The sequence below is a fragment of the Sulfurospirillum sp. MES genome (genome assembly GCF_000789415.1).
Lineage (GTDB): Bacteria > Campylobacterota > Campylobacteria > Campylobacterales > Sulfurospirillaceae > Sulfurospirillum > Sulfurospirillum cavolei.
Window position 1 is genome coordinate 1 of sequence record NZ_JSEC01000060.1, and the last position, 502, is coordinate 502.

Below are 502 nucleotides of genomic sequence, written 5' to 3' on the forward strand. Positions count from 1 at the left end.
AAGCCTGCCTCTTCGATCAGTTTGCCTGCAAAGTGTCCCACGGGGTTTTTAAAACAGCTTCCGGCACTGGGCTCTTTGGGTTGATTGTCACGCATTTTTTTAAACATGGAGAGCAGATTTTCATCAAAACCGTTTTGACATGTAAAGGTGGCTTCGTAGATGACACCTTCTATTTTAGCGAAGCGGTAGCCGTGTTCTATCTGTGATTTTTCCACCCAGCCGTGCTCGGTGCGAATGGCGATGAGGTTGTTGAAAATTTCCCACTCTTTAAGCCCCGCATTCATCGCGATCATCCCGCCAAGCGTTCCTGGAAGTTTTTGCATCAGTTCAAAGCTTGAGAGATCATGCTTTTTGGCAAACGAGAGGATTTTCCCGCTCGGCGTCGCACCGCCTACATGTAAGACGTTTCTTTCCAAACGGATAAAATCAAACGCCTTGCCAAGCATCGCCAAAGGGGGCGGCGTAGGGCTTACCAAAAGGTTATTCGCGCCGCCGATAATGG

1 pseudogene is annotated in these 502 nt (G+C 48.8%); it reads right to left on the reverse strand.

The features are described from left to right. Positions 1 to 502 (reverse strand): annotated as a pseudogene (murB, locus tag OA34_RS13395) (UDP-N-acetylmuramate dehydrogenase); the annotation flags it as partial.